The 24,956-nt window shown below is 64.3% G+C and carries 23 protein-coding genes; 13 read left to right on the top strand and 10 right to left on the bottom strand.

What is annotated here, in order from left to right; translation table 11 throughout:
- Positions 1-227: 227 nt before the first annotated feature.
- Complete coding sequence (locus tag LPA34_RS08390; protein WP_228976915.1) at positions 228-1,073, bottom strand: aldo/keto reductase; 846 nt, start codon at positions 1,071-1,073, stop codon at positions 228-230.
- A 209-nt stretch (positions 1,074-1,282) separates the two neighbouring features.
- On the opposite strand from LPA34_RS08390, the gene LPA34_RS08385 reads away from it, so the two are divergent.
- Positions 1,283-2,029, top strand: coding sequence for a GntR family transcriptional regulator (locus LPA34_RS08385; protein WP_228976913.1), 747 nt, complete (start codon positions 1,283-1,285; stop codon positions 2,027-2,029).
- A 162-nt stretch (positions 2,030-2,191) separates the two neighbouring features.
- On the opposite strand, the gene LPA34_RS08380 is transcribed toward LPA34_RS08385, so the two are convergent.
- Complete coding sequence (locus tag LPA34_RS08380) at positions 2,192-2,527, bottom strand: DUF2917 domain-containing protein (protein WP_228976911.1); 336 nt, start codon at positions 2,525-2,527, stop codon at positions 2,192-2,194.
- A 156-nt stretch (positions 2,528-2,683) separates the two neighbouring features.
- On the opposite strand from LPA34_RS08380, the gene LPA34_RS08375 reads away from it, so the two are divergent.
- From LPA34_RS08375 to LPA34_RS08365, 3 genes are all read left to right on the top strand, one after another.
- Positions 2,684-4,090 carry an aminotransferase-like domain-containing protein gene (locus LPA34_RS08375; protein ID WP_228976909.1) on the top strand — a complete coding sequence of 469 codons (1,407 nt, stop codon included), beginning with the start codon at positions 2,684-2,686 and terminating at the stop codon, positions 4,088-4,090.
- Between the two features lie 179 nt (positions 4,091-4,269).
- On the top strand, positions 4,270-5,706 hold the full coding sequence (mdtD, locus tag LPA34_RS08370) for a multidrug transporter subunit MdtD (protein WP_228976907.1): 1,437 nt from the start codon (positions 4,270-4,272) through the stop codon (positions 5,704-5,706).
- 272 nt (positions 5,707-5,978) lie between these two features.
- Complete coding sequence (locus tag LPA34_RS08365) at positions 5,979-7,253, top strand: EAL domain-containing protein (RefSeq protein WP_228977162.1); 1,275 nt, start codon at positions 5,979-5,981, stop codon at positions 7,251-7,253.
- 44 nt (positions 7,254-7,297) lie between these two features.
- Here LPA34_RS08365 and LPA34_RS08360 read toward each other — a convergent pair whose 3' ends face one another.
- A complete protein-coding gene (locus tag LPA34_RS08360; RefSeq protein WP_228976906.1) occupies positions 7,298-8,245 on the bottom strand; it encodes a sigma-70 family RNA polymerase sigma factor in 948 nt (315 codons plus the stop codon).
- A gap of 203 nt (positions 8,246-8,448) precedes the next feature.
- On the opposite strand from LPA34_RS08360, the gene clpP reads away from it, so the two are divergent.
- Positions 8,449-9,099, top strand: a complete 651-nt coding sequence (gene clpP, locus LPA34_RS08355) for an ATP-dependent Clp endopeptidase proteolytic subunit ClpP (RefSeq protein WP_228976904.1) — start codon at positions 8,449-8,451, stop codon at positions 9,097-9,099.
- 70 nt (positions 9,100-9,169) lie between these two features.
- Here clpP and LPA34_RS08350 read toward each other — a convergent pair whose 3' ends face one another.
- The 3 genes from LPA34_RS08350 to xseA all read right to left on the bottom strand — a co-directional run bounded on the left by LPA34_RS08350 (position 9,170) and on the right by xseA (position 12,314).
- Positions 9,170-9,982 carry an alpha/beta fold hydrolase gene (locus LPA34_RS08350; protein ID WP_228976903.1) on the bottom strand — a complete coding sequence of 271 codons (813 nt, stop codon included), beginning with the start codon at positions 9,980-9,982 and terminating at the stop codon, positions 9,170-9,172.
- A gap of 189 nt (positions 9,983-10,171) precedes the next feature.
- Entirely contained in the window at positions 10,172-10,750 is a 579-nt protein-coding gene (gene sodB, locus LPA34_RS08345; protein ID WP_228976902.1) for a superoxide dismutase, read from the bottom strand.
- Positions 10,751-10,934: 184 nt separating this feature from the next.
- Entirely contained in the window at positions 10,935-12,314 is a 1,380-nt protein-coding gene (xseA, locus tag LPA34_RS08340) for an exodeoxyribonuclease VII large subunit (protein ID WP_228977157.1), read from the bottom strand.
- A gap of 565 nt (positions 12,315-12,879) precedes the next feature.
- Between xseA and lpxK the strand changes: the two genes are divergently transcribed.
- The 5 genes from lpxK to LPA34_RS08315 all read left to right on the top strand — a co-directional run bounded on the left by lpxK (position 12,880) and on the right by LPA34_RS08315 (position 16,891).
- Entirely contained in the window at positions 12,880-13,896 is a 1,017-nt protein-coding gene (gene lpxK / locus LPA34_RS08335; RefSeq protein WP_228976901.1) for a tetraacyldisaccharide 4'-kinase, read from the top strand.
- Positions 13,877-14,083, top strand: coding sequence for a Trm112 family protein (locus LPA34_RS08330; protein ID WP_228976900.1), 207 nt, complete (start codon positions 13,877-13,879; stop codon positions 14,081-14,083). The genes lpxK and LPA34_RS08330 overlap by 20 nt, the downstream gene beginning before the upstream one ends.
- A 163-nt stretch (positions 14,084-14,246) precedes the next feature.
- Positions 14,247-15,056, top strand: a complete 810-nt coding sequence (gene kdsB, locus LPA34_RS08325) for a 3-deoxy-manno-octulosonate cytidylyltransferase (RefSeq protein ID WP_228976898.1) — start codon at positions 14,247-14,249, stop codon at positions 15,054-15,056.
- A gap of 229 nt (positions 15,057-15,285) precedes the next feature.
- Positions 15,286-15,948, top strand: a complete 663-nt coding sequence (gene adk / locus LPA34_RS08320) for an adenylate kinase (RefSeq protein ID WP_228976896.1) — start codon at positions 15,286-15,288, stop codon at positions 15,946-15,948.
- A 184-nt stretch (positions 15,949-16,132) separates the two neighbouring features.
- Positions 16,133-16,891: a 3-hydroxyacyl-CoA dehydrogenase gene (locus LPA34_RS08315; RefSeq protein ID WP_228976895.1), complete on the top strand. Its 759-nt coding sequence runs from the start codon at positions 16,133-16,135 to the stop codon at positions 16,889-16,891.
- Positions 16,892-17,009: 118 nt separating this feature from the next.
- Here LPA34_RS08315 and LPA34_RS08310 read toward each other — a convergent pair whose 3' ends face one another.
- Both LPA34_RS08310 and murJ read right to left on the bottom strand, forming a co-directional pair.
- Positions 17,010-17,861: a SirB1 family protein gene (locus LPA34_RS08310; RefSeq protein ID WP_228976893.1), complete on the bottom strand. Its 852-nt coding sequence runs from the start codon at positions 17,859-17,861 to the stop codon at positions 17,010-17,012.
- On the bottom strand, positions 17,858-19,408 hold the full coding sequence (murJ, locus tag LPA34_RS08305) for a murein biosynthesis integral membrane protein MurJ (protein ID WP_228976890.1): 1,551 nt from the start codon (positions 19,406-19,408) through the stop codon (positions 17,858-17,860). Before murJ ends, LPA34_RS08310 begins: the two co-directional genes overlap by 4 nt.
- 597 nt (positions 19,409-20,005) lie before the next feature.
- Between murJ and rpsT the strand changes: the two genes are divergently transcribed.
- A complete protein-coding gene (gene rpsT, locus LPA34_RS08300; protein ID WP_228976889.1) occupies positions 20,006-20,284 on the top strand; it encodes a 30S ribosomal protein S20 in 279 nt (92 codons plus the stop codon).
- A 256-nt stretch (positions 20,285-20,540) separates the two neighbouring features.
- Here the strand turns inward: rpsT and LPA34_RS08295 are convergent, their stop codons facing one another.
- Entirely contained in the window at positions 20,541-20,882 is a 342-nt protein-coding gene (locus tag LPA34_RS08295) for a DUF3579 domain-containing protein (RefSeq protein WP_228976887.1), read from the bottom strand.
- Positions 20,883-21,306: 424 nt separating this feature from the next.
- Between LPA34_RS08295 and argF the strand changes: the two genes are divergently transcribed.
- Positions 21,307-22,236 carry an ornithine carbamoyltransferase gene (gene argF / locus LPA34_RS08290; RefSeq protein WP_228976885.1) on the top strand — a complete coding sequence of 310 codons (930 nt, stop codon included), beginning with the start codon at positions 21,307-21,309 and terminating at the stop codon, positions 22,234-22,236.
- A 117-nt stretch (positions 22,237-22,353) separates the two neighbouring features.
- The gene (locus LPA34_RS08285; protein WP_228976882.1) at positions 22,354-23,580 is read left to right on the top strand and encodes an argininosuccinate synthase; all 1,227 of its coding nucleotides are present in this window, start codon (positions 22,354-22,356) and stop codon (positions 23,578-23,580) included.
- 215 nt (positions 23,581-23,795) lie between these two features.
- On the opposite strand, the gene murB is transcribed toward LPA34_RS08285, so the two are convergent.
- Entirely contained in the window at positions 23,796-24,836 is a 1,041-nt protein-coding gene (murB, locus tag LPA34_RS08280) for a UDP-N-acetylmuramate dehydrogenase (RefSeq protein WP_228976880.1), read from the bottom strand.
- Between the last annotated feature and the right edge of the window lie 120 nt (positions 24,837-24,956).

The raw sequence follows: 24,956 nt of genomic DNA, 5'->3' as shown, positions 1-24,956 counted from the left end.
CCCCGCGCCGTTCCGCATATCCGAAACGATTCAAAACCCTGTCGGTCCGTGCCTGTGCAGGCGGCGACGTCGCGATCCCCCGGTCGGGCGTCGTCGCCCGGGCCGGATATCTTTCCGCGATTTTTCTCGCAGCTTCACGCCACGCGTGCAGTTGATGCAACGCGTCTTCTCGATGCACACAGCCAGCGTCCATATCTGAAGCACGCCGCGCCGCGTGTGCACGAGCGTCACAGCATTTCGAGCGACCGCTTGCTGCGTGGCGGCCGGAAATACGCATCGATGGCGGCATGTTCATCGACAGTGAGTTGCAGGTCCAGCGCACGCCGGTTGTCGCGCACATGCTCGATGCGGCCTGACTTCGGAATCGCGAATACCTCCGGCCGGCGCAGCACCCACGCGAGCGCCACCTGAAACACCGACACACCACGCGCACCGGCAATGTCGTCGAGCGGTGAGCGCTTCGGAAGACGCGCGTGATCGACCGGGCTGTACGACATGGCTGGCATCGAACGTTCCGCGAGCCACGGCAGCAGATCGAACTCGGGTCCGCGTCGCGCGACGTTGTAGAGCACCTGGTTCGTCGCGCACGCGTCACCGCCGGGCACGGAAAAGAGTTCTTCCATATCGTCGGTGTCGAAATTGCTGACGCCCCAGTGACGAATCTTGCCCGCGCGGCGCAGCGCCTCGAAACCTTCGACGGTCTGCGCGAGCGGCACCGAGCCGCGCCAGTGCAGCAGATACAGATCGATGCGATCGGTCTTCAGACGCTGAAGGCTCTGCTCACACGCCGCCTGCACGCCACGACGGCTCGCGTTGTGCGGATAGACCTTACTGACGAGAAACACGTCGTCGCGCACGCCATGCAACGCTTCGCCCAGCAGCGATTCCGTCGCGCCGTCGCCGTACATTTCGGCCGTGTCGATGAGTGTCATGCCGAGGTCGACGCCTTCGCGTATCGCGGCGATCTCGGCGGCGCGGCGCGACGGCTGTTCGCCCATTTCCCACGTGCCCTGCCCCAGCTTCGGAATGCGTTCGCCGTCGGGCAGGCTCACGCTTGCGATCTCATTCGACATGATTGCTCCTTGTGTGCGGGTTTCCCCGGCGTACGCCGCGCGACGCCACCAGCAACCCGGCAGGTGAGCAGACAGGCGCGCGCGACGAGCCTCATTTGAACGAGTGTATCCGCTCACGAAACCGCGAACAGATGCCCTCGCAAAAGCCCGCTATAACGCGAACGCGCCAATGACATAGAATTGCCGCTTGCCCTTCTTGCGTCCGTCACATGAACTCTGCCTCGGAAGACCGCTGGCGCAACCTGCGCCCGGACCCGGAAAACGACACACCGCTCTACCTGCAACTCGCCCGCAAACTCGGTCACGCGATCCATGAGAACCGCTGGAACGCCGGCGAAGCATTGCCCTCCGAACGCGTGCTGTCGGATGCGCTGGGCGTCTCGCGCATCACGGCACGCAAGGCGATCGCGCTGCTGGTCGAACAGGGATTGATCCGGCGCACCCAGGGCGCGGGCAGTTTCATCACGCCGCGCTACGAAGATCCGCTGTCGCGTCTGTCGAGCTTCAGCGAAATGCTGCGCCGTCGCGGCTTCACGCCGAGTTCGCAGTGGCTGTCACGTGAGATCCAGCCCGCCAATCGCGACGAGGTGATCCAGCTGGGGTTGTCGCCGGCCGCGGCGGTGACGCGTCTGCGACGTCTGCGGCTCGCGGACGGCATCGTGATGGCGGTCGAAAATTCGACGTTTCCTTCGTCGGTGATTCCCGATCCGCAGGCGATCGGCGATTCGCTGTACAGCTATCTCGAACAGCGCGGTCTCTCGATCGTGCGCGCGTTGCAGCACTTCCGCGCGGTCAACGCCAGCGAGGAAATCGCGCACCAGATGAGCATCGCGCCGAACGAGGCGCTGCTTTTGATCACGCGCGTCGGCTACACCGCCGACCAGCGCGCGATCGAACTCACCGATACCTACTGCCGCAACGATTACTACGACTTCGTCGCGGAGCTTCGCAAGTAGGCGCGATCAGGTTGCGCGCGATGTCCAGCGCGCTTCGCCGGTGCCGGCCGGCACCGGCGGCCGCGTCGACCGGGCGCCCCATTCGACGACCGCAAACCGGCAAAACGTATGCCCCTTTCCTGCGGGAGCTTTCCTGCACCGCTTACGGCTGGCGGCCGACGTTCAAACCGCGGCGAACCAGCGCGGCATCCAGTCACGCAGCGAGCGCCCGGACAGCCTGAACAGCAGCGATGCGCTCGCCGGGAACGTGCGCTCGTGCAGCGCGCAGCCGGCAACCGTCAGTGCGACACGTGCAGTGTCCGGCCCGGCGCTGACCCACGCGCGGGCGCCACGCCGCAGTTCGAAGGTTGCACCGGGAGCGAGCCAGTAATCCTCCGGATCACCATCGATCGTGAGCCACACCTGCCCCGCCATCACCTTCAGGATGAGCGGTTCGGCGACGCGCCATGCGGTCGCCGGCTCGTCATGTTCCAGTTCGAAAGTACGGATTTCGCGCATCGCAGTGCTCCTTGAAACGGCTTTATGGTTGAGTCATTATTGCGGCGCGGCGACCGAAACCCCATGCACACTTCCAGACAGTTTCATCGAAACTGTACAGTCGAAAAGTCAGACAGTAGCGGTTAACCCGAACCGTACACCGAACCATGAGGCGGTATGAAACTCGAACTCGACCGTGACAACGGCGTGCCGCTCACGGAGCAGATCGTCAATGGCGTGCAGACGTGGATCCGTTCGCGCGTCGCGCATCCAGGCGCGAAACTGCCGTCGATCCGCCAGTTCGCCGCCGATTACCAGATCAGCCGCTTCCCCGTGATCGAGGCGTACGACCGGCTCGTGTCGCAGGGTTTCATCGATTCGCGGCACGGCTCGGGCTTTTACGTCGCCGAACGCTCGCGCGCGATGCTGGCGGGTCAGGGCATGTCCGACCCGCGCCGCGCGGACGAAGAGTCGGATCACATCCTCCAGCAGTTCAACCATCCGGGCGAATCGCTGAAGCTCGGCAGCGGCTTCATTCCCGAAGCGTGGCGCGACATGGAGAGCATCGCCCAGGCGGTCCGTCATGTGTCGCGCGTCGACAGCTCGAGTCTGATCGATTACGCCACGCCGCTTGGCAACGCGGCCCTGCGCGACCATCTGCAGGGACGCATCGCGCAGCTCGGCATCCCGGTGGATGCGTCGCAGATCCTGATCACGAACGGCGCGAGCCAGGCGCTCGACATGCTGATGCGCTACATGCTGAAAGCCGGCGACACGGTATTCGTCGAAGATCCCGGCTACTACAACCTGAACGGCCTGCTGAAGCTGCATGGCGTGCGGCTCGTCGGCATTCCGCGCACGCGCAACGGCCCCGACCTCGACGTGATGCAGGCGATGCTCAAGGAGCACCGTCCGCGCCTCTTCTTCGTCAACACGGTGTTCCACAACCCGACCGGCACGACGGTCTCGCCGCCCGTCGCGTTTCGTCTGCTGCAACTGGCACGCGAGCATCAGTTCACGATCATCGAAGACGATATCTACGCGGATTTCCAGGCCGAACCGACCGACCGCCTCGCCACGCTCGACCAGCTGGAGCACGTGGTGTACGTGGGCGGGCTGTCGAAGACGCTGTCGTCTTCGCTGCGCATCGGCTATCTCGTCGCGAGCCCGGCGATCGTCAAGGATCTCGCCGACGTGAAAATGCTGACGAGCATCGGCGGCTCGCGTTTCGCCGAAGCGGTGGCCGTCGCGCTGCTGGAGCGCGGCATGTATCGCAAGTATCTGGAGCGCCTGCGCCGCCGGATGCGCGACGCACTCGGGCTCACGGTGCAGACGCTCGAAGACAGCGGCTGGGAGCTGTTCGACAAGCCGCTTGGCGGCAAATTCGTGTGGGCGCGCGTGCCGCACGTCGCGGATGCGGCGCGGCTCGTCGAGTGTGGCGGACCGCTTGGCGTGACGGTCGCGCCAGGAAGCTACTTCCGCCCGAACGCGGAGCCGAGCCCGTGGATCCGCGTGAACGCCGCGTTCACGCACGACCCGCGCGCGCGGGCGTTTTTCGACGCCGCCGCCGCGCTGCCGGGCTGACGCGCAAGCACTCACGCAGCGGGCGTCCGGCAGCGCACAGCCACACCGTGCCGCACGCCCGCAGGACCGTGGGATCACCCCGGCCCTGCCCGGTTCGCGGCGGCGCCTGCCCGTCTGCCGGTAGAATGGCCGCTCCTCGCCCAGCCCCTTCGCACGCGCACGCGCGCCTGCCTGCCCTCATGTCATCCGTCCGTACCGCGTCCGCGCCATCGCCGAAAACCCTCACCGTCATGTTGTGGCTGGTCGCCATCGGGTTTTTCATGCAGACGCTCGACGCGACGATCGTCAACACCGCGCTCCCCGCGATGGCGACGAGCCTCGGCGAACTGCCGCTGCGCATGCAGTCGGTGGTGATCGCCTATTCGCTGACGATGGCGGTCATGATTCCAGTGTCGGGCTGGCTCGCCGACAAGCTCGGCACCCGCCACGTGTTCATGAGCGCGATCTTCGTGTTCACCGTCGGCTCACTCCTTTGCGCGAACGCGCACACGCTGAACCAGCTGGTGATATTCCGTGTCGTGCAGGGCGTCGGTGGCGCGATGCTGCTGCCCGTCGGGCGGCTCGCGGTGTTGCGCACGTTTCCCGCTGAACGCTATCTGCCGGCGCTTTCTTTCGTCGCGATTCCGGGGTTGATCGGACCGCTGATTGGCCCGACGCTCGGCGGCTGGCTCGTGAAAATCGCCTCGTGGCACTGGATCTTTCTGATCAACGTGCCGGTGGGCATCGCGGGCTGTATCGCGACGGCCATCTTCATGCCGGACAGCCGCAACCCGGATACCGCGAAATTCGACCTGAAGGGTTATCTGCTGCTGATCGGCGGCATGCTCGCGATTTCGTTCGCGCTCGACGGGCGCACGGAGTTCGGCATCCAGCACGCCACCGTGCTCGTGCTGCTGATTCTGAGCCTCGCGTGTTTTGTCGCTTACGGGCTGCATGCGGTGCGTGAGCCGCAACCGATCTTCTCGCTCGATCTGTTCAGGATCCACACGTTCAGCGTCGGCCTGCTCGGCAACCTGTTCGCGCGGATCGGCAGCGGCGCGATGCCGTATCTGATTCCGCTGCTGTTGCAGGTGAGCCTCGGCTACAGCGCGTTCGAGGCCGGCTTGATGATGCTGCCGGTCGCGGCGGCGGGCATGTCGTCGAAGCAGCTCGCGACGCGGCTCATCACGAAGTACGGCTACCGCCGTGTACTGGTGACGAACACCGTGCTCGTCGGTCTTGCGATGGCGAGCTTCTCGCTGACGAGCGTCAACCAGCCGCTGTGGTTGCGGCTCGTGCAGCTCGCGTTCTTCGGCGGCGTGAACTCCATGCAGTTCACCGCGATGAACACGCTGACGCTGAAGGACCTCGGCACGGGCGGCGCAAGCAGCGGCAACAGCCTGTTTTCGCTCGTGCAGATGCTGTCGATGAGTCTTGGCGTCACCGTCGCCGGCGCGCTGCTCGCGACCTTCACCGGCCTGCTGCCGCGCGTGACGCAAGCCAGCTCGCTGCCGGCGTTTCACGCGACGTTCCTGTGCGTCGGCATTATCACGGCGGGATCGGCGTGGATCTTCGCGCAACTCGCACCGGAAATCCGCGCGTCGGCGAAGAAAGCCGATCCGTCCGAACGCACCTGACGCCGTGGTTTCGCCCCTGTGCGCAACGCTGAAAACCGCGCGGCGCGATGATGCCCGCTGGTGCCCAATGGTGCTTCCCGGCGCGACGTTAGCCGCCGCAGGGCGTCGGGCGCACCATCGCCGTGCGTGAGGCGGCTCCGAAGTGCGGATCGGGCCGTAACCGCCATGCGCCAGCGACGATTTCGCCATGCGCATGCTTCTTGCTGTCCTATCCTGTAAACTTGTACTTTCGGCAGCTACGCGCAGCGGCTGATCACAACACGACCGATATGATGAGCATGATCGACCTCGATCCTCCCGGCTTCCAGCCGCCGCGTCCGATGGCAGGCGACGAAGGTGCACGTCGAACCGTCCTGTACGGCGGCTATACCGTCTTCAGCGTGTTCCAGCCGGTGTTTTCGGTGTCGCACCGTCGCGCGATCGGTTATCACGCGTCGCTGCGCGCGCGCGACGAACAGGCGCGCCACGTGCCCTCGCACGAAGTCTTCACGCAGGCGGCGCGGCGCGGCGATCTGCTGGAGCTTGGCCGGCTCGCGGAATCGCTGCATCTCGGCAACTTCAACGCATTCGACAGCCACGACGAGTGGCTCTTCCTGAGCCTGCATCCCGCGGCGCTGATGGACACGAGCTACGGCGACGCCCTGCTCGCAGGGCTGAAGGCGCTCGGCCTGCCGCCGCAGCGCGTGGTGCTCGAAGTGTCGGAACAGGCTGGCGGCGAGACGACGCGCTTCGCCGAAATCATCGACGCGCTGCGCAAGTCCGGTTTCCTGATCGCGCTCGACGGCTTCGGCGCGAAGCATTCGAACATCGATCGCGTGTGGCAGCTGCGCCCCGACATCGTCACGCTCGACCGCTGCATTCTTGCGCAGGCGAGCGAGCATTCGCATATCGAACGCGTGTTGCCGGGCCTCGTTTCGATGCTGCACGAGTCCGGGCAGCTGGTGCTGATGGGCGGCCTTTCCACTGAACGCGATGCGCTGATCGCGCTCGAGTGCAACGTCGATTTCGTGCAGGGCGCGTATTTCGCGGGCCCGAGCGTCGATCCGGTGAAGCCGCAAACCGCGGCCGGTCTGATGGATGCGCTCTCGGCCGCGTTGCGTGAGCGTGTTTCGGCGCGCAAGCATGCTCAGGTCGCGCGCCTCGCGCCGTACGTCGAGGCGCTCGAAACGGCCAGCGCCCAGCTTTGCGCGGGCGAAACGGTCACCCACGCGACGGCGTCGCTGCTCGCGCTCGGCGAAACCGCGCGCTGCTTCCTGCTCGATGCGTCGGGCCGCCAGATCGGCGATAACGTCCTGCCGCCGGGACGCGCCTCACAGCGCGCAAAGCGCTTCCGTCCGCTGCTGCACTCAGAGGGCGCGAGCTGGGAGCGCCGGCCCTATTTCATCGCGGCCGTCCGCGAGCCGGGTCAGGTCCAGCTAACGCCGCCGTATCTGTCGATCAACGAGGCGCACCTGTGCGTCACGGCTTCGATTGCCGCGGAAACAGCACGCGGGTTGCAGGTGCTGTGCGTCGACATCAACTGGGAAGTCGCCGCGCACCGCAATTAAGCGATGCGGCGCAGCACGGCGGCGACATACGGTCCGTCGATCGATCAGCACATCACCGGTTCAGCGCGGCCGATGCGCTTTAGCAGACGCATCACCGCGCGCGCGCCCCACGTCGCATTCACCTCACGAAGATTCCCCGCCGACGACACGACGCAGAGCCACACGATGCGTCCGTCGCTCACACCCGCGACGTCCACAAGCCCGGTAATCGCCCCATTCGCGGACAGCAGCGCGACGCCTGACATGCCGTTGATCGTCACCGCCCCGGCTGCATGCACGGACGACGACACCTGATCCACCCAGCGCGCCGACGCGATTGCCGCGCCCGCATCGACCTCTTCCGCGTCGCCCAGCACGACTGCGTCTTCCGTGAAGAGGCGCAGCAACTGCGCGCGATCCTGTGCCTCGATCGCCGCACGCAACCGCTCGACCACCTGCGCATGCGCGGACGGATCGACGACTGGTTCTGGCTTGCGGTCTGCACGACGCCCGTCGCCTTCGCGCTGCAACCGCAGTTTCGCGCGATGGACGATCTGCCGGCAGTTCGCCACCGACTTGCCGATCATCCGCGCGATATCCGCGTAGTCGCAATCGAACGCTTCGTGCAGCACGAAGGCCGCGCGCTCGTCGGGCGTGAGCCGTTCGAGCAGCAACAGCAACCCGTACGACATCGCCGACGATCGCAGCGCCTCGTCTTCCGCCGAAGGCGCGATGCCGTCGAGCCACGGCTCCGGCAGCCAGCCCGTCGCCCGCGACTGGCGCTCCATGCGCAGATGCCGCAGGCGATCGATCGCAAGACGCACGGTGATCGTCGTAAGCCAGGCTGCGGGCGTGCGAACGGTGCCGGCGTCGGCGAGATGCCATTTGAGCCACGCGTCCTGCACGACGTCCTCGGCTTCGGCACGACTGCCGAGCATCCGGTACGCGAGCGACATCAATTTTCCACGAGATGCCGCGAACGTCGCGACCTTGTCCATTTCGTCTTTCGTCATGCGTGATGCTCCGTCATCGTGGAGAAAACACTTCGGCACCTGAAATGCGCCCCGTCCTGCTGGACGAACCAGCAGGCGAGGGTGTGACAGCGCCTCGCAAAAATAAATTCTGTCACGCGCCACGCGGCGCCTGCGTCATCGAGACAGTCTTCGGCGCAACGCCAGTCTTGCGCCGTTTTCGTCCACCACCGCAAGAGGAACGCATGTCATACCTGCCTCCCCCATCGTTTTCCGGTCTGGGCCTCGTGCCGACCGTCATCGAACAGTCCGGCCGCGGCGAACGCGCCTACGACATCTATTCCCGGCTTCTGCGCGAGCGGATCGTATTTCTGGTCGGGCCGGTGAACGACCAGTCGGCGAGCCTGATCGTCGCGCAGTTGCTGTTTCTCGAATCCGAGAACCCTGACAAGGATATTTCGTTTTACATCAACTCGCCGGGCGGCTCGGTGTACGACGGTCTGGCGATCTACGACACGATGCAGTTCATCAAGCCCGACGTGTCGACGTTGTGTACCGGTTTCGCGGCCAGCATGGGGACGTTTCTGCTCGCCGCGGGGGCGCGCGGCAAGCGCTACGCGCTGCCGAACGCGCGCATCATGATTCACCAGCCGTCGGGCGGCAGCCAGGGCACGGCGGCCGACGTCGAGATTCAGGCAAGGGAAGTGGTGTATCTGCGCGAACGTCTTAACGCGCTACTGGCGGAGCGCACCGGCCAGAGCATCGAGCAGATCGAAAAGGACACCGACCGCGACAACTTCATGTCCACCGAAGACGCGCAACGCTACGGCCTGATCGACGACGTACTGACAACGCGAACCGCGCTGCCCATCGAGGCGAAGCGCAACGACATGTGACGGGTGAAGCGATCGGGCGCGGATGGTTTGACGACCTTGAAGGTCTGCGCCAGCCGCGCGCCGGGGATGCTCACGCGCGCGATGAAAACACCTTGTCGACGAACGTCAGTACTGCGTCGTTGAACAGGTCCGGTCTTTGCAGCGGCGCGAAATGGCTTACGCCTGGCAGCATCACGAGTGCCGCGCCGGGGATGCTGCGCGCGAGATATTCGGCATGTTCCTGCTTGATGAACTCATCGTTTTCGCTTTGCACGATCGTGACCGGAACACGGATTTTTGCGAGATCGTCCGCGGAGTAGTCCGGTTGCGTGCGCATCATTTCGCTCACCGCGCCGACAAACGCGTCGAACGCATCGGGCGTCGGCGAAAGGTGTTCATAGTCCTGGCGATGCCGGCTGAAACATCGGTCGATCACAGGCGTGGGCACGAATTCCTTCGTGCCGCCGGGGTCCATGTTGCAGCCGAAGAAAAACACACCCGCCACCCGTTCGGGCGCCTGCATGCCGAGAATCAACGCCGTGCACGCGCCGTCGCTCCATCCGGTCAGAGCGGCTTTGTCGAGTTGCAATGCGTCCATGACGGCGAGCACGTCGGTGGCCATCCGTTCGTACAGGTAGGGCTTCGCATCGCGCGTGCTGCGTCCGTGGCCACGGCTGTCGATCAGCACCACACGGTGACCGGCACTCACCAGCGCCGGCACCTGATAGCCCCAGTTGCCGCTATGACCGAGGCCGCCGTGCAGCAGGATCACCGGTGCGCCGGCGCCATATGTCGCGTACCAGATGCGGGCGCCGTCATTGTCCACGCTGCCTTGATCGCCCGCGACGGATAGCGGCGCCGCGCCGTGCGCTTCGAAGTGCTTGAGGTCGTCGTCAGCTTCCATGTTGGTCGGGCTCGATGTACGGTGGACGTTTCAGGAGGATGCCACCGGTTCGGCGAACATGCTCGCCGCTCAAAAAACAGAAAGCCCTCGCATTGGAGGGCTTTCATGTTCAATACCGTCTGGCATCTGGCCGTGACGCCAGGACCTGGGCGCCACGCGCTGGACGATATCGTCGGCTACATCGTGCGCTTACGCGAAATTCTTCGAGGCGAATTCCCAGTTCACGATGTTCCAGTACGCTTCGACAAACTTCGGACGCGCATTGCGATAGTCGATGTAGTACGCGTGTTCCCACACGTCGATCGTCAGGAGCGGCTTTGCGTCCGTGGTGAGCGGCGTTGCGGCGTTGCTGGTCGACACCAGATCGAGCGAGCCGTCGGCTTTCTTCACGAGCCATGCCCAGCCCGAACCGAACGTGCCGACTGCCACCTTCGTGAATTCTTCCTTGAACTTGTCGTAGGAACCCCACTTCGCGTTGATCGCGTCAGCGAGCTTGCCGGTCGGCGCGCCGCCACCTTGCGGCGACAGGCTGTTCCAGAAGAACGTGTGATTCCAGATTTGCGCTGCGTTGTTGAACACGCCACCCGACGACTTCTTGACGATCTCTTCAAGCGGCAGATTCTCGAACTCGGTGCCAGGGATCAGCTTGTTCAGGTTGGTCACATAGGTCTGATGATGCTTGCCGTAGTGAAATTCGAGCGTCTCTTCCGACATGTTCGGAGCGAGCGCGTTCTTTGCGAACGGCAGCGGCGGGAGCGTATGTTCCATGATTGCGTTCCTTGTATCGTGTTATGGGGAGTCTGCGGATAACGCTGTAGAGCACTCGATTGTAGGCGACCAGGAATAACCGTGCAAACCGCCGGTCTTTATGGCGGGAATCGCGCGAACACGCAGCAGATGTAGCGTAAAACATGCTCGTGCAACGCGTGTGACGAGGTCAAAAGTACGGATATCAAAAGCCTTCAGTAAGGCGCGGCTGCACGTCGGAAAGCGCGATGTCGGCGGAGCCTTCGGCGAGATGCACGGTGAGCCGCCGCCCCGGTTTCAGCGCCGACGGCGCGCGCAGCGCACGACCGTTCTGCGCATCGAGCAATGCCGCATAGCCCCGCTCGAGTGTGCGTTGCGGGCTCAACACCTCGAGCCGCGCACCGAGCGTCGCGACGCGCGCCGACTGCCGTTCGTACAGACGCTGCTGCGCGCGTTCGAGGCGTTCAGCGAGCCCGGTCACTTTCGCATGATGTGCGGCGAGATCGGGACGCCAGCGCTGCCAGCGCATCTGCAGGAGCGAGAAGCGCCCGCGTGCGTCACGCACCGGCCGCGCGCCCGCCGAGGCCAGTCTGACCGAAAGCTGATGCAGATGCATGCGTTGCCGCGCGAGCCTTTCGGCTGGCGAGACGAGACGGCGCGCCAGCCAGTCGAGTTGCTGCGCGCGGCGCTCCATCATGCGGCCGAAGCCGCGTGCGAGCGTGGCGTGACGGTGATCGAGATCGCGCAGCAGCAACGCGCGCTGCGGGCTGACGAGTTCGGCCGCGCCCGTCGGCGTGGGCGCACGGACGTCGGCCGCGAAATCGGCGATCGTGAAGTCGGTTTCATGGCCCACGCCGCTCACCACCGGCATCGCGCTTTCAGCAATCGCGCGCGCGAGCACTTCTTCGTTGAACGCCCACAGGTCTTCGATCGAACCGCCGCCGCGACACACGATCAGCACATCGACTTCGCGCCGTGCGTTCGCGGCCTCGACCATCGCCGCAAGTTTCGCGCTCACGCCCGCGCCCTGCACGGGCGCCGGATAGACGATCACCGGAATATGCGGCGCGCGGCGCTGAAGCGTCGTCAGCACGTCGCGCAACGCGGCAGCCTGCAATGATGTGACGATGCCGATCGCGCGCGGATGCGGCGGCAGCGCGCGCTTGCGTTCGGGCGCGAAAAGACCTTCGGCTTCGAGTTGCGCCTTCAGCTTCAGGAACGCTTCGTACAGACGGCCCTGACCGGTACGCCGCACCGCTTCGACGTTCAGTTGCAGCTCGCCGCGCGGCTCGTACATCGTCACCAGCGCGCGCACTTCAATGCGGTCGCCCTCGCGCGGCGTGAATTCGGCATGCTGCGCGCGGCCGCGGAACATCACGCAGCGCATCTGCGCCTGCGCATCCTTGATCGAAAAGTACCAGTGCCCGCTGGCGGCGCGCGTGAAATTGGACACTTCGCCAGCCACCCAGACGAGCGGAAACGAACGTTCGAGCATCGTGCCGATCGCGCGGTTCAGCGCCGATACCGGCACGACGACCTCGCCGCCAGGCGGCGACGATGATGCAAATGGGCTTTCGGGATTCATACCAGGAATGAGTGTTGGCAGGCCGGACAGACGATAGACCGACTGGCTATTCGCGTCCAGCGCACTGTGCAGATTGTGGGAAGTGTCCACATTGGCGCACTCTCGTGCGTCCGCGTTGGCCAGCCTCGCCGGGAAGGCCGTGAATTCGTAGCATGCGTTTGATTATTATGGGTTTTATATCTCCAAAAGAGTAAGCCTTGCCGATGCGTGGCGAGCCTGGCGGCCCTTTGCAGGAGATGGCAGGCGGGTTCTCCACAAAGTTATCCACAGGTGTGCATGCGCCGTTTTGACGATTGCCGTGGACACGTTCCGCGCTGGCTGACTTGCGGCGTACGCCGCTCGCACGCTAGAGTGCCGGCTTCCCGAAGCATCTCGTTGCCGGCCGGCGTCGAACGGTTCCTGCTCCTCCCGTTCCTCTCGCTGCATGTCGCCGCCGCGCGCGGTGCCTGGCTCGACCGGCTGGTCGCCGTCTATCCCGTTCACCGCCCGGAGAACCTGCGTTGCTGCCTGTCCCGTCCTTCCCGCGTACCTCGCCCGCCATGCGTTCCGTTACGGCGGTCCGTTCATGAGCGGACTGAAATCCCGGATCGAAGCGCGTCTGGCGCTGGAATGGCAACGCCGCGGCCCACTCGCCTGGGCGTTGACGCCGCTTGCCTGCCTGTTCGGCGCCATTGCCGCGTCGCGTCGTGCCGCGTTTGCGCTCGGCTGGATGAAAAGCGTGCGCATCGCGGTGCCAGTCGTGGTGGTGGGCAACGTGACGGTCGGCGGAACCGGCAAGACGCCGACGGTGATTGCGCTCGTCGATGCGCTGCGTTCCGCTGGCTTCACACCGGGCATCGTCTCACGCGGCTACGGCGCGAAGATCACGCGTGCCACGCCAGTCACGCCGGCTTCGCCGGCACAGCTTGCGGGCGACGAGCCGCTCCTCATCGCGCGCCGCACGGGCGCGCCCGTCTGGGTATGTCCCGATCGCGTGGCCGCAGCCGAAGCGTTGTGCTCGGCGCACACCGATGTCGACATCATCGTGAGCGACGACGGCCTGCAGCACTACCGGCTCGCGCGCGACGTCGAGCTTGTCGTGTTCGATCACCGGCTGGGCGGCAACGGCTTCCTGCTGCCGGCGGGGCCGTTGCGCGAGCCGCTGTCGCGTCAGCGGGACGCCACGCTCATCAACAATCCCTATGACCGCACGTTGCCTGCGTGGCCTGACACGTTCGCGCTCGAGCTCACGCCTGGCGACGCATGGCATCTCGAGCGCCCTGCGCTGCGCCGGCCGCTTGCGCAGTTCGCCGGCGACCGTGTGCTGGCCGCCGCCGGCATCGGCGCACCGGAGCGCTTTTTCGCGACGCTGCGCGCCGCCGGCCTGTCGCCCGTCACGCGCGCGTTGCCCGATCATTACGCGTACGCCACGAATCCTTTCGCCGACGTCGATGCCGACGCCATCCTGATCACGGAAAAGGATGCGGTAAAATTGGGGTCCTGGCATGATGCGCGGATCTGGGTTGTCCCGGTCGAAGCCGCGCTGGATCACCGCCTTATCGCTTTAGTCGTGGAGAAAGTCCGTGGACGCTCGCCTGCTTGAAATTCTCGTCTGTCCGATCTGCAAGGGCCCGCTCAGCTACGATCGCGCCGCGCAGGAACTGATCTGCAACGCCGACAAGCTGGCCTATCCGATCCGTGACGGCATTCCCGTGATGCTGGTCGACGAAGCACGTCAAACCGTCGAAGGCACGCTGGTCGACCCGGCCGGTCCCGCATCGGACTCGTAACGCCCGGCTCACGCCTGGGTGATCGCGGCGCTTTCGGGCGCCTTGCACGCTGTCCCCGCTCGCCCCTCCTTCACGCCCGTATCCTTGCGCTTCCGGCTTGCCGCTTCGAGAGTATCGAACGCCGGGTGCGCAGCGGGCTCTCACGAGCCGTCAAATCCGTCCCATGACTGAATCTCCCCGTCCCGCTGCCCCGCCGTTCATCGCCGTTGTGCCGGCGCGGCTCGCGTCCACGCGTCTGCCGAACAAGCCGCTCGCCGATATCGGCGGCAAGCCGATGGTCGTGCGCGTCGCCGAACGCGCGCTCGAATCGGGCGCGCAGCAGGTGCTGATCGCGTCGGACGCGCAAGCGGTGCTCGACGTCGCCCGCGAACATGGGATCGAAGCGATGCTGACGCGCGCCGATCATCCGTCGGGCACGGACCGGCTCGCCGAAGTCGCCGCGCATTTCGGCTGGAGCGACGACACGATCGTCGTCAACGTACAGGGCGACGAGCCGTTGATCGACCCGGCACTCGTGCGCGGCGTTGCGTCGCATCTGGCCGCGAACAGCGGCTGCGCGATCGCCACCGCGGCGCACCCGATTATCGATCCCGCCGAAGTCTTCAATCCGAACGTCGTGAAGGTCGTGCTCGACGCGCGAAGCGTCGCGCTCTACTTCTCGCGCGCGCCGATTCCATGGGCGCGCGACGCGTATCAGCCACACTGGCCCGATGTCGCCACGATGCCCGCACCGCCCGCGCTCGCGCACGTCTACCGGCACATCGGCCTCTATGCGTATCGCGCGAAATTCCTGCGTACGTACCCGACGCTCACGCTTTCGCCGATCGAACAGGCCGAGGCGCTCGAACAGTTGCGCGCGATGTGGCATGGCGAGCGCATTGCCGTGCTCGTCACGCAGGACGCGCCGTTGCCCGGCGTCGATACACCGGCCGATCTCGCGCGCGTACAGGCGTTATTCGGGTCGCGAGCATAAAAACCCATGGCATAATCAAACGGTTGCGCGAGCCGCCCGGAGCCATTCTTCGTCAGGGTTTCCCCCGTTTCTGCCGCTGGCAGTCTTGCAGCGCCGTCGTTCACGACGTGCTGCGCGAGACAGGCCGCCGCATTGCGCGCGGGTTTCAGAAACCGGCTGAGCGAAGTTTTGTCGACCTTCCGTCTGCCTCGCGCCACCACAGAATTCACATAGATCTGGAGATATCACCATGCGTTTGATCCTGTTGGGCGCCCCCGGCGCGGGAAAGGGCACCCAGGCAAACTTCATCAAGGAAAAGTTCGGCATCCCGCAGATTTCCACGGGTGACATGCTGCGTGCGGCCGTCAAGGCCGGCACGCCGCTCGGTCTCGAAGCAAAGCGCTTCATGGATGCAGGCGAACTCGTCACCGATGAACTCATCATCAACCTCGTGAAGGAACGTCTGCGCCAGCCCGACTGCGCGAACGGCTATCTGTTCGATGGTTTTCCGCGCACGCTGCCGCAGGCCGAAGCCATGAAGCAGGCCGGCGTCGCGATCGACTACGTGCTGGAAATCGATGTCCCGTTCGACGAGATCATCGTGCGCATGAGCGGTCGCCGCATGCATCCTGCGTCGGGCCGCACGTATCACGTGAAGTTCAATCCGCCGAAAGTCGGGAACACGGATGACGTCACCGGCGAACCGCTGATCCAGCGCGACGACGACAAGGAAGAAACCGTCAGAAAGCGCCTCGACGTGTACGTCGCGCAGACGAAGCCGCTGATCCAGTACTACAACGACTGGGCGAGCCGCGGTACCGAAAACGGTCTGAAGGCGCCGGCTTACCGTCGCATTTCAGGCCTCGGCGCCGTGGACGAAATCCGCGCGCGCGTGTTCGACGCGCTGAAGTAAGCACGTTCGAACGTCGCTGGAAAACCCGCTGCCATGGCGGGTTTTTTATTGCCCACGCGGCTGCGTTCAGCCGTGCAGCCACCCACCCGGCTCGGGGAGTGGCAACGGAATTTTCAGCGGCTACAATCGCCCGTCAACCCCATCCCAATTCGAGCGGTCAACGACCGGAGTAACAGGAGCTGTCATGGACATTCGCGACAACGTATTTCTCATCACCGGTGGTGCATCGGGCCTCGGCGCGGCTACCGCGCGCCTCATCGTTGAAAACGGCGGCAAGGTCGTGCTGGCCGACCTGAACGTGGACGCCGGCAACGCGCTTGCGAGGGAACTGGACGGCGTGTTCGTGAAGTGCGACGTCAGCCGCGAAGACGACGCGACCCAGGCGGTCGGTGCCGCCACGCAGGCCGGCACGCTGCGCGGCCTGATCAACTGCGCGGGCGTCGCGCCCGCCATCAAGACAGTGGGCAAGGACGGACCGCATCCGCTCGATTCCTTCGTCAAAACCATCTCGATCAATCTGATCGGCACGTTCAACATGATCCGCCTCGCGGCTGCGGCGATGTCGAAGAACGAGACGAACGCAAACGGCGAACGCGGTGTGATCGTCAACACGGCGTCGGTGGCCGCGTTCGACGGACAGATCGGTCAGGCGGCGTACGCGGCTTCGAAGAGCGGCGTCGTCGGCATGACGTTGCCGATCGCGCGCGACCTGTCGCGTAATGCGATCCGTGTGATGACGATCGCGCCGGGCATCTTCGAAACGCCGATGCTGCTCGGCATGCCGCAGGACGTGCAGGACGCACTCGGCGCCATGGTGCCGTTCCCGCCGCGCCTTGGCAAACCGGTGGAATACGCGATGCTCGTCAAACAGATTCTCGAGAATCCGATGCTCAACGGCGAAGTGATCCGGCTGGATGGCGCGATCCGGATGCAGCCGAAGTAATCTTCCTCTCGCGGCGCGGCGCCCTGTTTTACGCCGCCATGCCAGCTACAACGAAAAACGCCTGCAATTTTCATCGCAGGCGTTTTTTTGTGCCATTGCAAAACGCAGCTCGCCGCGTTCAATCCCGGTCGTTATGCTGCGTGCGCTGACGCAGCTCGTGCAATTGCGACTCGACGACGGTCGCGTCTTCCGCATCCGGACGATCGCCGAGATAGCGTTCGAGATCTTCCAGCGCCGGGCGCAGGTAATCGAGCCGCGCATACGCGAAGCCGCGATCGCGCACTTCCTCGATGTTTTCCGGCAGCAGGATCACGAGACGCTGCTGCACCGCGAGCAGCCGCTGCCAGCGTTCGGTCTGCAGATAGGTGCTCTTCAGATTGCGCAGCATGCGCGCGATGATCTCGCGGCGCGTGGCCGGTTGCAGCAACATGCGCAGCGCGCGTCCGACCGATTCCCCGGCTTTCGCGACATACGGTTCGAGCATCTCGACCATCTCCGATTCGGACAGCGAATGCCCGGTTGTCGGATCGAGCATCACGTCGCCGTCGGGCGTCGTCACGCGCAGCAGGAAGTGGCCGGGAAACGATACGCCGCGCACGGGCACGTCGATCTGGCTCGCCATCTCCAGATACAGCACGGCGAGCGAAATCGGAATGCCGCGACGCCGCCGCAGCACCATGTTCAGATGGCTGTTGTCGGGGTCGTAATAGTCGTTGAGATTGCTGGCGAAACCCAGCTCGCGGAAGAAAAAGCGGTTCAGCACGCCGACTTTCTGCCTGAGATCGGCATCTTCCGGCATACGGCGCCGCAGACGCAGCACCAGTTCGTCGATCTCGGCGAGAATGCCGGTCAGGTCGAGATCAGGGTACGCATCCTGCGCGAGCGACAGAGCCGCTTCGGTGAGCGGCAGGCTGTCGTCTTCGGCTACGAGCGTGCTGAAATAGTCGAGAACCCGCGTCGTCGTGATCACTTCACCCGCCTTCTGAAATACGCGTACTTGAAGCCCATCAACCAGAGCATACCGAAATATAGCGCGGCGAACAGAACGAGGCACGCACCCAGCAACGCGATGCGGCGCAGCGGCTCGGCGTGCATGCCGATCCAGTCGAAATTGATCGCGAACCAGTGCATGACGCCGGCCATCACGAGACACGCGCCAAGCAGTTGCACGAAGAAGCGCGCCCAGCCGCTCGACGGCATGTAAATGCCGCGGCGGCGCAGCATCACGAAGAGCGCCGCCGCATTCACGCACGAGCCGAGGCCGATGCTGAGCGTAAGCCCGGCGTGCGCGAAAATCGGCACGAACACGTAGTTACAAAGCTGCGTGACGATCAGCACGCCCACCGCGATTTTCACGGGCGTCTTGATGTCCTGCTTCGCGTAGAAACCGGGCGCGAGAATCTTGATGAGAATCAGGCCGATCAGGCCCACGCCATACGCCGATAGCGCGCGGCCAACCATCACGACCGAGTGGCCGTCGAACTTGCCGTAGTGAAAGAGCGTGGCCGTCAGCGGCTCGGCGAAGAAAAAGAGCGCGATGGCGCTTGGCGCGGCAAGCAGGAACGTGACGCGCAAACCCCAGTCGAGCAGCGACGAATACTCGTGTGGATCGGCGTCGACGTGCGCCCTCGACAGACTCGGCAGCAGGATCGTGCCGAGCGCGACGCCGAGCAGCGCGGTCGGAAACTCCATCAGCCGGTCGGCGTAGTTGATCCACGAGACGGCGCCCGGCCCGATATGCGACGCGATGTTCGTATTGATGATGAGACTGATCTGCGACGCCGACACCGCGAACATCGCCGGGACCATCTTCGCGAGCACGCGCTTCACGCCGCGATGCGCGAGCGCGCGCACGGGGTTTAGTCCGATGCGCGGCATCATGTCAATCTTTTTCAGGCCGGGCAACTGCACGAGGAACTGCAGCACGCCGCCCGCGATCACGGCCCACGCGAGCGCGTACACCGGCGTCTTCATGTGCGGCGCGAAGAACACCGCCGCGACGATGAACGCCACGTTCAGCAGCACCGGCGCGAACGCGGGCAGCGAAAAGTTCTTGTACGTGTTGAGCACCGCCGACGCCAGCGACGTCAGCGAAATGAAGACGATGTACGGGAACATGATCCGCGTCATCGCGACGGCGAGCGGATACGCCTGCCCGTCGGCCCTGAGGCCCGACGCGACGACGTACACGACAAACGACGCACCCGCGATCCCCAGTGCCGACAGCACGACCAGCGCCCAGGCAAGCACAGTCGACGTTGCGTCGACGAGCGCCTTGGTGGCGTCGTGACCCTGCTGGTTCTTGAACTCGGCGAGGATCGGGACGAAGGCCTGCGAAAACGCGCCTTCGGCGGAAATACGACGCAGCAGGTTCGGGATGCGGAAGGCGACGTAGAACGCATCGGTGTACTGGCTGGCGCCGAACGCTCGGGCGATCAGCGTCTCGCGGGCCAGGCCGGTCACGCGCGACAGCAGCGTGAATCCGCTGACCGTCAGCAGGGCTCGGAATAGATTCATGGGGCGCTTATTATACGGGTGCCGCTCACATGAGCGGACGACGGGACGAGCCGGAACGCGAGTCGGACCGTTTCCAGCTAGCGACGTTCGCGAAATATTCGTCTGGTGCGGGGTTTGCCCGAGGTTTGTGCGCGGTTTGTCCGGCATTCCGGAGCACAGCGGAGCGAAGACTACACCCGCCGCCGGGCATCCGTGCAACAACCGCAGGCGCCTGCGGGCGGTGCTTGTCCGCAAGCCAGTAGCGACGCGCCACGAGGGACGGCGGCCTATTTCCGTTGCCACATGCCTGATTTTGTTGCTATAATCGCCGGTTTCGAGGCTCGCTCGGCCGTCGGATCACGTCTTCGTATGCATGGAGTCATGTTGCCAGGATGATGTGACGGACGTGAGGCGACCGGGGTGCGAACCGAAACAGGTGCGCTTTCTGTCACTTTCGCGTATCTGCCGGTCTTGGGTTTCGTTCTCGAAATCAGACCGGATCGGACTCAATCGAACTCTTTTGCGCCTCTGGGCAATCGCTTCCAGAGGTTCGGATCAAAGCAGCGCCAACCCACTTGAAGGCTGGCACTGGAAACAGGAACAGGATAAGGAACCGTCATGGCAAATACCGCACAAGCACGCAAGCGCGCCCGCCAGGCCGCCAAGGCCAATTCGCACAACTCGGCACTGCGCTCGAAGTTCCGCACCGCGATCAAGGCAGTCCGCAAGGCGATCGACGCCGGCGACCAGGCCAAGGCCGCTGAACTCTTCAAGGCATCGTCGAAGACCATCGACATCATCGCCGACAAGAGAATCGTTCACAAGAACAAGGCAGCTCGCCATAAGAGCCGCCTCGCTGCAGCCATCAAGGGTCTGCAAGCGCCCGCAGCGCAGTAAATCCGGTCGGCTCGCTTCGGCGGGCTACCTCCTGTTTCCGCTGCATCATGAAAGCCCGCTCTGGCGGGCTTTTTTGTATTCGCGCGCAAACAATGCCCGCCGCGCGGCGATGTTCCGGCCCCCTGCTCGCCCTCGACTGAGTGCGCGACGGACGTAAAAAAACCCGCTTCGGCGGGTTTTTGTTCGCTCGGGCCCTGGCGCCCCTGCCTCCTGTCGCGCTTCGTCGCGCCAGCGAGGTCTTGTCCTGCAAATGCCGCTACGCCTGTTGCGCGATCTTCTGCTGGGTACCGTGATGCGCCGGCAACTCACACGCCTCGGTCACGACCAGATCATTGTCTTTTGCAAAATTCATCACGAAATCGAAAGCCATCGGCTCGATGTCGCGCAGACGCGAATCGAGAATGACGACCTTGAGATCACCAAGCAAGGTCGGACGAACGTAGAGCGAGTACTGAAGACGGGCATTCGGCCCCTTCGCGCCGGGACCGAAACACGACATGACGCCGGCGAGCCGTTCCGACCAGTCGCTCGGACGGAACTTCCTTCCTTTCGACGTGATGCCCTGAATGAAATACTCGGTTGGAGGTACTTCGGCCATGTAGGGATTCCTGTATGACTGCCCTGGGAAGTGCGTGCCTGTGGACCCTTGCGGCTACCTGAAGATCCGGGACGACGCGTGCAAACCGCGCCGTGACGCCCTGAAACACGCCGCCAGGCGGAGAGCACACCACGCGAAAGGGATTGCGTGGACCCCACGCGCGAGCCGTGTCCCGAAAGCTCGGCGCCTGCCTGCCGGGCTTGGGAAAACCCTGAGATTATAGCGCAGCGGATGTTGTTCCGCACTGCACACAAGCCTCCTGACACATGCATACGGAATGCCCCGCACGCCCTCGCAGGCTCTCATATGGCCGTCTGGCCGACTCGTCAAACCAGGCAAAATCCTTTATGCTGCATTGAGTTACCACAAAACGACGGCGGCGCCGTCCGGCAATTCTGCCGGGTGAAACCGCCGTATTTGTTTCATGACCGCCAAGAAAATTCGTCACTATCTGCAGTTCAAGGATTTCTCGCTGGAAGACTACGAGTACGTGCTCGAGCGCGCCCGCATTCTGAAACGCAAGTTCAAGAACTACGAGACTTACCATCCGCTGCACGACCGCACGCTCGCGATGATCTTCGAGAAAAACTCGACGCGCACGCGCCTGTCGTTCGAGGCAGGCATCTTCCAGCTCGGCGGCCACGCCGTGTTCATGAGCACGCGCGACACGCAACTCGGCCGCGGCGAACCGATCGAAGACGCGGCGCAGGTCATCTCGCGCATGGTCGACATCATCATGATCCGCACGTTCGGCCAGGACATCATCCAGCGCTTTGCCGACAATTCGCGCGTGCCGGTCATCAACGGTCTCACGAACGAGTTTCACCCGTGCCAGGTGCTGGCGGACATCTTCACGTACTTCGAGCATCGCGGCCCGATTCGCGGCAAGTCGGTTGCGTGGGTCGGCGACGCGAACAACATGCTCTACACGTGGATCGAAGCCGCGCACATTCTCGGGTTCAACCTGCGCATCTCCACGCCGCCGGGTTACAAGCTCGATCGCGCGCTCGTCGCGGCGGAGAGCGCGCCGAGCTGGCAGGAATTCGACGATCCGAACAAAGCCTGCGCGGGCGCCGATCTCGTCACCACCGATGTCTGGACCAGCATGGGTTTCGAAGCTGAAAACGAAGCCCGCAAGCAGGCGTTCGCCGACTGGTGCGTCGACGCCGACATGATGGCGCGCGCGAATGCCGACGCGCTTTTCATGCACTGCCTGCCGGCGCATCGCGGCGAGGAAGTCAGCGCCGACGTGATCGACGGGCCGCAGAGCGTCGTGTGGGACGAAGCGGAAAACCGTCTGCATGTGCAAAAGGCGCTGATGGAATTCCTGCTGCTCGGCAAGCTCAATCACTGAGCGTGCCGGCCCAAAACCGCGGGTGCGCCCGCGGTTTAGTGTCAAAATAGCGTTTTTACGTGCCCGGATCAGCCGGCGCGCGCCGTTTTCCCGCATTTTTCCAGCTACGAGTTCACCATGAGCGATATCAAGAAAGTCGTGCTCGCCTATTCGGGCGGCCTCGACACCTCCGTCATCCTGAAGTGGTTGCAGGACAACTACGACGCCGAAGTCGTCACGTTCACGGCCGACATCGGCCAGGGCGAAGAGCTGGAACCGGCGCGCAAGAAGGCGCTGCAACTGGGCATCAAGCAGGACAACATCTTCATCGAGGATCTGCGCGAGGAGTTCGTGCGCGACTACGTGTTTCCGATGTTCCGCGCCAACACGATCTATGAAGGCGAGTATCTGCTGGGCACGTCGATCGCGCGTCCGCTGATCGCAAAGCGCCAGATCGAGATCGCGCGCGCGACCGGTGCGCAAGCCGTTTCGCACGGCGCGACCGGCAAGGGCAACGATCAGGTCCGCTTCGAACTCGGTTACTACGCACTGGAACCGGGCATCAAGGTCATCGCGCCGTGGCGTGAATGGGATCTGCTGTCGCGCGAAAAACTGCTCGCGTACGCCGAAAAGGCCGGCATTCCGATCGAAATGAAGCACAAGCAGGGCGGCGCGCCGTACTCGATGGACGCGAACCTGCTGCACATCTCGTTCGAAGGCCGCCACCTCGAAGATCCGAAGGCAGAAGCCGAGCCGGATATGTGGCGCTGGACGGTCTCACCGGAAGAGGCGCCGGACCAGGCTGAATACATCGACATCGAATACGAACACGGCGATCCGGTCGCAGTGAACGGCAAGCGCCTGTCGCCGGCCGAGATGCTCACGGAATTGAACCGCCTTGGCGGCAAGCACGGCATCGGCCGTCTGGATCTGGTCGAGAACCGTTATGTCGGCATGAAGTCGCGCGGCTGCTATGAAACGCCGGGCGGCACGATCATGCTGAAGGCGCACCGCGGTATCGAGTCGATCACGCTGGATCGCGAAGTCGCGCATCTGAAGGACGACCTGATGGCGCGCTACGCCTCGCTGATTTACAACGGCTACTGGTGGGCGCCGGAGCGTCGTGCCATCCAGGTGCTGATCGACCATACGCAGGAAAAGGTCAACGGCTGGACGCGCGTGAAGCTCTACAAGGGCAGCGTTTCGGTGGTGGCGCGCGATTCGAAGGAAACGCTGTTCGACAAGAACATCGCGACGTTCGACGACGACGGTGGCGCCTACAACCAGGCCGATGCCGGTGGCTTCATCAAGCTGAACGCGCTGCGCATGCGGATCGCCGAGAACGCGCGCCGCAAACGCGGTTAAAAAGGCCAGCGCCCCGCGGTGGTAAGGCTGAGCGCAAAGCGCAAGTGCCAATGACTGCCGCAAGCTGAACCGAAGCCATCGCGGCGAGGTTCAGGCAGATCGAGCAACAATGCGTCGCTGATCGCGCATCATCGAAAAAGGGCACCATGAGGTGCCCTTTTTCATATCCTTTGCGTGACCCGAGCAGCGCGCCCATCACGTGTACAACGCACGCGCTACAAACAAACCGGCTCCGGCTCCAGTCCCACGCCGAACCGCGCAAGCACATCCGCCTGGATGGCCCGCGCGAGCGCCAGAACGTCCGCGCCCGTCGCGCCGCCGCGATTCACCAGCACCAGTGCCTGCCGGTCATGCACGGCCGCCGCGCCGATCGCCCGTCCTTTCCAGCCGCACCGGTCGATCAGCCAGCCCGCCGCCAGCTTCACGCTGCCATCCGGCTGCCGGTACGACACGACATCCGGCTCACGCTGCTGCAAGGCGTCGAACTGCGCGCTGTCGATCACCGGGTTCTTGAAGAAGCTCCCCGCATTGCCCAGTTCGAGCGGATCGGGCAGCTTGGCCCGCCGCACGGCGACTACCGCATCGAAGATCGCCTGTGCATCCGGCGCGGCATGGCCCAACCCGCGTGCCGACAGTTCGCGTGCGATATCCGCATATCCAGCCCGCGGCGCCCACGCTTTCGGCAGACGGAACGTCACCGACGTAATCACGAAGCGATCCCGCCCTTCACGCTTGAAGAAACTGTCGCGGTAACCGAAACGGCACGCATCGGCGTCGAACTCGACGGCTTCGCCCGTCGCCAGCTCCACCGCACGCAGCGACGCGAAGCGCTCGCACATTTCAAGGCCGTACGCGCCGATGTTCTGGATCGGCGCCGCGCCGACCGTCCCCGGAATCAACGCGAGGTTCTCGAGCCCCGGCAAGCCCCGCGCGAGCGTCCACGCGACGAACGCGTGCCAGTTCTCGCCCGCCGCCGCCTCGACGTACCAGGCGGCGTCGTCTTCGCGGACAACACGACGCCCGTGCAGCGCGATCAGCAGCACCAGTCCGTCGAAGTCGCCCGTCAGCACGACGTTGCTGCCGCCGCCCAGCACCAGTCGCGGCAACGCGGCCACGCGCGAATCGTTCACCGCGGCCGCGAGTTGCGTCTCGTGCTCAATGCTGCACGCATAGCGCGCCGCCACGTCGAAGCCAAACGTGTTGTGCGCCTTGAGCGGAAAATGCGAAACAAATAAGGCGGAAGCGGCTTGAGGCATCGGGATTGCTGGGTGAACGTGTTAAACGTACGTGTTGAGCGGGGTTTCGGCATCGGCTCGCCGTGCAGGCCCGCGGCACGCACGGAAATCAGGCGGAAGCCGGTGAAGCTGCGCCGCGCA

The organism is Paraburkholderia gardini (genome assembly GCF_907164575.1).
Taxonomy (GTDB): domain Bacteria; phylum Pseudomonadota; class Gammaproteobacteria; order Burkholderiales; family Burkholderiaceae; genus Paraburkholderia; species Paraburkholderia gardini.
Note: the sequence above shows the minus strand (reverse complement) of the source record. Positions and strands in the feature narration are given on the sequence as shown.

Bases quoted from the DNA above. Each gene is read 5' to 3' on its own strand.
- murJ (WP_228976890.1), bottom strand. From the start codon at position 19,408: ATGAATCTATTCCGAGCCCTGCTGACGGTCAGCGGATTCACGCTGCTG.
- clpP (WP_228976904.1), top strand. From the start codon at position 8,449: ATGTCATACCTGCCTCCCCCATCGTTTTCCGGTCTGGGCCTCGTGCCG.
- LPA34_RS08315 (WP_228976895.1), top strand. From the start codon at position 16,133: ATGGACATTCGCGACAACGTATTTCTCATCACCGGTGGTGCATCGGGC.
- lpxK (WP_228976901.1), top strand. From the start codon at position 12,880: ATGAGCGGACTGAAATCCCGGATCGAAGCGCGTCTGGCGCTGGAATGG.
- LPA34_RS08375 (WP_228976909.1), top strand. From the start codon at position 2,684: ATGAAACTCGAACTCGACCGTGACAACGGCGTGCCGCTCACGGAGCAG.
- LPA34_RS08380 (WP_228976911.1), bottom strand. From the start codon at position 2,527: ATGCGCGAAATCCGTACTTTCGAACTGGAACATGACGAGCCGGCGACC.
- LPA34_RS08365 (WP_228977162.1), top strand. From the start codon at position 5,979: ATGAGCATGATCGACCTCGATCCTCCCGGCTTCCAGCCGCCGCGTCCG.
- LPA34_RS08350 (WP_228976903.1), bottom strand. From the start codon at position 9,982: ATGGAAGCTGACGACGACCTCAAGCACTTCGAAGCGCACGGCGCGGCG.
- xseA (WP_228977157.1), bottom strand. From the start codon at position 12,314: ATGAATCCCGAAAGCCCATTTGCATCATCGTCGCCGCCTGGCGGCGAG.
- LPA34_RS08360 (WP_228976906.1), bottom strand. From the start codon at position 8,245: ATGACGAAAGACGAAATGGACAAGGTCGCGACGTTCGCGGCATCTCGT.
- kdsB (WP_228976898.1), top strand. From the start codon at position 14,247: ATGACTGAATCTCCCCGTCCCGCTGCCCCGCCGTTCATCGCCGTTGTG.
- rpsT (WP_228976889.1), top strand. From the start codon at position 20,006: ATGGCAAATACCGCACAAGCACGCAAGCGCGCCCGCCAGGCCGCCAAG.
- murB (WP_228976880.1), bottom strand. From the start codon at position 24,836: ATGCCTCAAGCCGCTTCCGCCTTATTTGTTTCGCATTTTCCGCTCAAG.
- sodB (WP_228976902.1), bottom strand. From the start codon at position 10,750: ATGGAACATACGCTCCCGCCGCTGCCGTTCGCAAAGAACGCGCTCGCT.
- LPA34_RS08285 (WP_228976882.1), top strand. From the start codon at position 22,354: ATGAGCGATATCAAGAAAGTCGTGCTCGCCTATTCGGGCGGCCTCGAC.
- LPA34_RS08390 (WP_228976915.1), bottom strand. From the start codon at position 1,073: ATGTCGAATGAGATCGCAAGCGTGAGCCTGCCCGACGGCGAACGCATT.
- mdtD (WP_228976907.1), top strand. From the start codon at position 4,270: ATGTCATCCGTCCGTACCGCGTCCGCGCCATCGCCGAAAACCCTCACC.
- LPA34_RS08295 (WP_228976887.1), bottom strand. From the start codon at position 20,882: ATGGCCGAAGTACCTCCAACCGAGTATTTCATTCAGGGCATCACGTCG.
- argF (WP_228976885.1), top strand. From the start codon at position 21,307: ATGACCGCCAAGAAAATTCGTCACTATCTGCAGTTCAAGGATTTCTCG.
- adk (WP_228976896.1), top strand. From the start codon at position 15,286: ATGCGTTTGATCCTGTTGGGCGCCCCCGGCGCGGGAAAGGGCACCCAG.
- LPA34_RS08385 (WP_228976913.1), top strand. From the start codon at position 1,283: ATGAACTCTGCCTCGGAAGACCGCTGGCGCAACCTGCGCCCGGACCCG.